The organism is Pseudolactococcus laudensis (assembly GCF_013449735.1).
GTDB lineage: Bacteria > Bacillota > Bacilli > Lactobacillales > Streptococcaceae > Pseudolactococcus > Pseudolactococcus laudensis.
In genome coordinates this window covers 21,878-28,177 of record NZ_JACBNY010000021.1, presented here as the reverse complement: position 1 = coordinate 28,177, position 6,300 = coordinate 21,878, and the positions used below count along the sequence as shown (strand labels likewise).

Sequence of the window (6,300 nt, the reverse complement as noted above, 5' to 3'; positions counted from 1 at the left end):
GAAATTAGAGATAATACTTTTAGCGTATTCTTTACTGTTAAAATCAGCTAAATCACTGGAACCAGAGACTTTAAGATATTCTATCGGGTATCAAGTCATGGCTAAATAATCAACTAGCAATTCGGGTATTATTTAGAAATGGGAACTGCGTGTCGTGCCAGCCAAGTCATTTATGACCGTGCCTATTCAAGCTTTTCGCAAGTTGCAACTGATATCTGGTCAGACACAAATCTGTTTGAGGGCATTGACTTGTTTCATGTTTCAGGTATTACACCTGCCTTGTCTAAACCTTGGCAAGTTTTGACTAAGTTATTGATTGAAAAAGCAAAGTTAGCAGGTTGTAAAATTAGCTTAGACATTAATTATCGCGGTAAACTTTGGACGCAAGCACAAGCAGGCAAAGTAATTCGAGGACTGATGCCTCTTGTTGATTACTGCTCAGCAGGTGAGCTCGATACGAGATATATCTTAGAGCTATTGGATGATGAAACGAAATCGGTTGATTTAGAAACATGCTACCGAAAAATAAAGCAAGTTTATCCCAACCTATCCGTGCTCTATTCGACACAACGACAAGTCCAGTCATCTTCAGAAAATATCCTGCAAGGTTTTATTTATACGGACGGTCAACTTGCAAGTTCTAAGCAATATGTGATACGACCAATAATTGACCGTGTTGGCAGTGGTGATGCATTTTCAGCAGGTGTCCTACATGGTATTTTGAAAAATTGGGAGCCACAGCAAACAATTAACTTCGCATCAGCTGCTTGTGTGCTAAAACATACGATTGAGGGAGATGTCAATTTATTTTCAGAAAATGAGATTCAGGCCTTTCAAACCACAACTTCAGGTGAAATTAATCGCTAATAGGATTAAAACAATGTAAGTTCGTTGACCGAACTATTAAAAATTGTTATAATGACCTTAAGGGGATTGGACGAGAGGTAGATAAATGGTTAAAAAAGCAAATTTAGATGTTGTCAGAGAAAACAATCGAAAGCTAGTGTTACAAACATTGTTCAATTCAGAAAAAACATCGCGGAGTTCAATTTCAAAAGCAGTTGGCTTACAGAAGTCAACAGTTTCATCAATTTTCCTTGATTTAGAAGAAGAAGGTTTTGTTCAAGAATTAGGAATTGGAGAATCATCTAATGTCGGCGGTCGCAAACCGAGTATGATTCGATTTAATCGACAATATGGCTATGTTCTTGCCTTCGATATGGGGGTTAGACATTTGCGCTATACAATCAATCACCTGAGTGGTGAAACGATTAGTGAGGGTGCGATTGAAATTAAATCAAAAAAAGTAGCCCCAGTTTTTGCAGAGATGAAAATAGTCATTGAATCCTTAGATATTCAGGATACAATCAAAGGATTGGTTGGTATCGCAGTTGCTGTCCATGCGCCAGTTTTTAATAACAACATCATTTACAGTCCTTTCTTTGAATTTGAAGACTTTGATTTGGTAGGAGAACTGGAAAAATTGACAGATGTCCCTGTCCTCATAGAAAATGAGGCCAATCTGGCTGCTATTTTTTATCGCGACTATCATCTTTACAATAAAGAAGTTGCCTACAAAGATTTTATCGCCTTAAATATCCATAATGGGATTGGGGTAGGTATTGTATGTGAAGGGCATGTTTTTAGAGGAGCTGACGGCTTAGCAGGAGAAGTCGGGCGTACAATTATCTATGATGCCAAGACGAACCTAAATCGCGGTGCTGATTTACCAAGATTAGAAGACTTGTACTCTGAAAATGCGATTATTGACCGCACTGCCGCAATCAAAAAAGTAGATAACATCTCTCGAGAAAGATTTTTAGAATTGCTAGTCAATAAAGATGCTGAAGTAGTACCACTTATTGAGGAATGGGAAATGGCGATTGCAGCTTTTATCTATAATCTCAATCAGCTCTATGCACCACAAGCTATTTTCATTACCTCAAGAATCTTTGATAATTGCCCAGAAGTTGCGCAAGATACGTTAGCTAACATTGAGCAATTTAAAAGTGTCCATAAACCTGAGCTTATCATCTCGGATTCATCAGTACAAGATGTCTCCTTATTAGGTGCTGTTGCCTTGATTTCAAGACATGTGCTTGGTTTACAAGAACATATTTTAGAATTTTCTTTATAAGATAATGCCGGAAGTTAATCCAGGCATTTTTTTTTCGGGGAAAAACAAGTGAAAAGCCTATTAATTTGGTAAGTTATTAATGTATTTGATAGAAATTTCAAAAAAAACAAAAAAAAAGGCTTGACAAATCTAGTGTAAGCGATTACAACAATGATGTAAGTTGGTTCGTCTGACGAACTAATAACTATATAGGTTTTTCACTAATGAGAACTTTTTCAAAGGAAGAAATGGAGAATTGACAGGATGAAACTTAAAAAATTAGCAATACTCGGAATTGCAACTATTGCAACCCTCAGCCTATTTGCAGCATGCGGTAAAAAAGAAGGAGGTGGTAGTGGTAAGACTGTCGGAATTGCCATGCCTTCAAAAGCTTTAGAGCGTTGGGAAAAAGATGGTAACTACATGGTTGAGCAATTGAAAAAAGACGGTTACAAAGTTGATATTCAATATGCGCAAGATGTTGTACCCACACAAGTCTCACAAATTGAAAACATGATTACCAAAGGTGTTGATGTGATTTTGGTTGCCCCAATTGATGGCGAATCATTAACAGATGTTGTAGATAAAGCTGAAAAACTTAAAATTCCAGTTATTTCCTATGACCGTCTCATAATGCTAAGGGTGTTGACTACTATGCGACATTTGATAGTACGAAAGTCGGCGAACTTCAAGGACAATACATCGTAGATAAACTTGATTTAAAAAATGCTGCAGGACCATTTAATATCGAGCTATTTGCAGGAGCGCCAGATGATAATAACGCTCGTTTCTTTTATAGTGGTGCTATGAGTGTCTTGAAACCTTATATTGAGTCAGGTAAATTAGTTGTTAGAAGTAAACAAGTAGACTTCAATAAAATTGCCATTAAAAACTGGGATGGTGCAACTGCCCAAGCACGAATGGATAACTTGCTGAGTTCATATTATTCAAGTGAAAAATTGGATGCTGTTTTAGCACCAAATGACGCGGTAGCAATGGGGATTGTGTCATCACTCAAAGGTGTTGGCTATGGTAAAGCAGATCGTCCGATGCCAATTATTACTGGACAAGATGCAGAGGCTGCCTCAGTTAAATCTATCATTTCTGGTGACCAAACGATGACTGTTTTTAAAGATACCAAACAATTGGCTGGTGTCGCAGCTCGTATGGTAAATGACATTTTGACAGACAAAAAAGTAGAAATCAATGATGAGAAAACATATGATAACAATAAAAAAATTGTGCCAACTTATCTGATCGAACCAGTGGCTGTTGATAAAGACAATTATCAAGCTAAACTGATTGATAGTGGGTATTTGAAGGAATCAGATATCAAATAAATAAAGGATGATAAAAATGGCAGAAATCATGTTAGAAATGAAAGGCATTATCAAAGATTTTTCCGGTGTTAAAGCCTTAAATAATGTGAATGTTAAAGTCGAAAGAGGCGAAATTCATTCACTTTGTGGTGAAAATGTGGCAGGAAAATCAACCCTGATGAAAGTTCTGAGTGGTGTCTATCCTTATGGTGACTACCAAGGAGACATCATCTACAAGGGAAAAACATGCCAATTCAAAAATATTAAAGATAGTGAGAGTCAGGGTATTGTCATTATTCATCAAGAGTTGGCCTTGATTCCGCAACTTTCTATTGCTGAGAATATTTTCTTAGGTAATGAAGTCATCAAACACGGCAGAATAGATTGGGATGAAATGTTCCAACGTGCGAAACTATTCATGAAAATTGTCGGCCTATTTGAAGACCCTAATACTTTAGTTGAAAATATTGGTGTCGGCAAACAACAGCTCGTAGAAATTGCTAAGGCGATTTCAAAAGATGTTAAGCTATTGATTTTAGACGAACCAACTGCTGCACTAAATGAAGATGATAGTGAAAATTTGTTGCAACTACTCTTGAAATTCAAAAGTCAAGGCATCACTTGCATCATCATCTCTCATAAGCTTAATGAAGTCATGGAAGTGGCTGATAAAGTGACGATTATTCGAGATGGTCAGTCGATTGATACGCTTGAAAAAGGTGAGGGACTGACAGAGGACACGATCATCAAAGGTATGGTGGGTAGAAGTTTGGACAATCGCTATCCTGAGTACACACCAACAATCGGAGACACGTATTTCGAGGTGAAAAATTGGGATGTCTTTCATCCGATTCATTCAGATAGACAAGTGATTAAGGACGCCAATTTTTCAATTAAACGTGGTGAGATTATCGGTATTGCAGGCTTGATGGGTGCTGGACGTACTGAGCTTGCTAAAAGTATCTTTGGTAGGAGTTACGGCTCACGTATCACAGGACAAGTTCTAAAAGAAGGCAAGCCAATTAAGCTTAATACAGTTAAACAAGCTATTGCAAATGGTCTTGCTTATGTGACCGAGGATCGTAAAGGAGATGGTCTGGTCTTAATTGAAAGTATCAATGAAAATATCTCATTAGCGAGTCTTAACGATATTGCTAAATATACGATTCTTGATAAAAATCAAGAGATTAAAAACTCTGAAAGCTATAAACGCAAAATGAATATCAAAAGTAATGATATTTTCCAAGTCGTTGGTAGTTTAAGTGGTGGCAATCAACAAAAAGTCGTTCTAGCTAAATGGATGCTGATACATCCAGATGTTTTGTTCTTAGATGAGCCGACACGTGGGATTGATGTCGGTGCTAAGTATGAAATTTATGCCATTATTCAAGAAATGTCTAAAGCAGGAAAAGCAGTCTGTATCATATCATCAGAACTTCCTGAATTATTAGGTATGTGTAATCGCATCTATACGATGAATGAAGGAAAAATTACAGGTGAAGTTGCTAAAGAAAACGCAACGCAAGAAAATCTAATGCAATTGATGACGAAAAACGAGGTGGCGGTCTAATGGTAACAGAAAAAGCAGCAGTTCCAAATAAAAATATCTTATCGATGTTTTTGGCTATTTTCCAAAAATACAGCATGTATTTCTTCTTAGTCATCATTATGTTGGCTTTCCAAATTTTGAGTAATGGGATTCTCTTGAAACCACTCAATATTACAAATATCATTTTACAAAATTCTTATATTTTAATTCTGTCGATTGGGATGGTCATTCTGATAATTTTGAACGAAATTGATTTGTCAGTTGGCTCTATAACCGCATTTGTCGGCGCATTATCTGCGATTCTCTCCATAAAAATGGGGTTGCCTACGATTTTATCAGTTATCATCTGTCTGCTAGTCGGCGCAGCAATCGGTGCCTTTCAAGGGTTCTGGGTATCAATTGTTAAAGTCCCTTCATTTATTGCGACCTTAGCGGGCATGCTTATTTTTAGAGGTTTAACAATCGTCGTGCTTGATGGTAAATCATTAGCACCTTATCCAAAGAGTTTCCAAATCATCAGTTCAGGTTTCATTCCTGACCTCTTAAAAGGTGGCGGCCTTCACCTCTTTACATTACTTATTGCAGCGGTCATTGCAGTACTTTATGTCTTATCTGCTATTAACAGCCGTAAGAAAAAAATCAGTTTTGGTTCTCCAGTTGAGAGTAATGTGATGTTTCTTGTTAAAAACATTTTGGTTATCATCATTTTAGGTTGGTTTGCTTATGTCATGGCACAATATGAAGGCTTTCCAAATGTCTTGATTATTTTAGCAATTTTGATTTTGGTTTATCGCTTTATTACGAATCAAACGACGATTGGACGTCACGTCTATGCAACAGGTGGTAATGAAAAAGCAGCTGAATTATCTGGTATTAACACCAAGAAAATCAAATTCTTGATGTTTGTCAATATGGGGTTACTTTCAGCAGTTGCAGGTATTATTTTCTCTGCACGTCTCAATGCTGCAACAGCAACAGCAGGAAATGGTTTTGAACTTGATGCAATCGCCGCTTGTTATATCGGTGGAGCCTCTGCATCAGGTGGTGTCGGTACAGTTTTAGGTGCTATCATTGGCGGTCTCGTAATGGGCGTTTTAAATAACGGTATGTCATTACTAGGGATTGGTGTAGACTGGCAACAAGCTATCAAAGGCTTTGTGCTTTTACTTGCAGTAGCCTTTGATATTTATAATAAAAATAAATCAAAATAAAGATATATCTTGGAAAAATTGATAACTTTTAAAAGTGTCAATTTTTTTATTTTTAAGAGAGTACTTGATTTTAAAGGACTTTTAAAAAAATATAGTAATAATCGC

4 protein-coding genes and 2 pseudogenes are annotated in these 6,300 nt (G+C 36.9%); all 6 read left to right on the top strand.

What is annotated here, in order from left to right; genetic code table 11:
- Nucleotides 1–109 (top strand): annotated as a pseudogene (locus tag HZR21_RS09640) (IS982 family transposase); the annotation flags it as partial.
- A gap of 29 nt (nucleotides 110–138) precedes the next feature.
- On the top strand, nucleotides 139–867 hold the full coding sequence (locus HZR21_RS09635; RefSeq protein ID WP_246307845.1) for a sugar kinase: 729 nt from the start codon (nucleotides 139–141) through the stop codon (nucleotides 865–867).
- 85 nt (nucleotides 868–952) lie between these two features.
- The gene (locus tag HZR21_RS09630; RefSeq protein ID WP_180747464.1) at nucleotides 953–2,137 is read left to right on the top strand and encodes an ROK family protein; all 1,185 of its coding nucleotides are present in this window, start codon (nucleotides 953–955) and stop codon (nucleotides 2,135–2,137) included.
- A 243-nt stretch (nucleotides 2,138–2,380) separates the two neighbouring features.
- Nucleotides 2,381–3,456 (top strand): annotated as a pseudogene (gene chvE / locus HZR21_RS09625) (multiple monosaccharide ABC transporter substrate-binding protein).
- Between the two features lie 16 nt (nucleotides 3,457–3,472).
- Nucleotides 3,473–5,005, top strand: coding sequence for a multiple monosaccharide ABC transporter ATP-binding protein (gene mmsA / locus HZR21_RS09620; RefSeq protein WP_180747463.1), 1,533 nt, complete (start codon nucleotides 3,473–3,475; stop codon nucleotides 5,003–5,005).
- Nucleotides 5,005–6,195, top strand: a complete 1,191-nt coding sequence (gene mmsB, locus HZR21_RS09615) for a multiple monosaccharide ABC transporter permease (RefSeq protein ID WP_219605608.1) — start codon at nucleotides 5,005–5,007, stop codon at nucleotides 6,193–6,195. Before mmsA ends, mmsB begins: the two co-directional genes overlap by 1 nt.
- Nucleotides 6,196–6,300 lie beyond the last annotated feature (105 nt).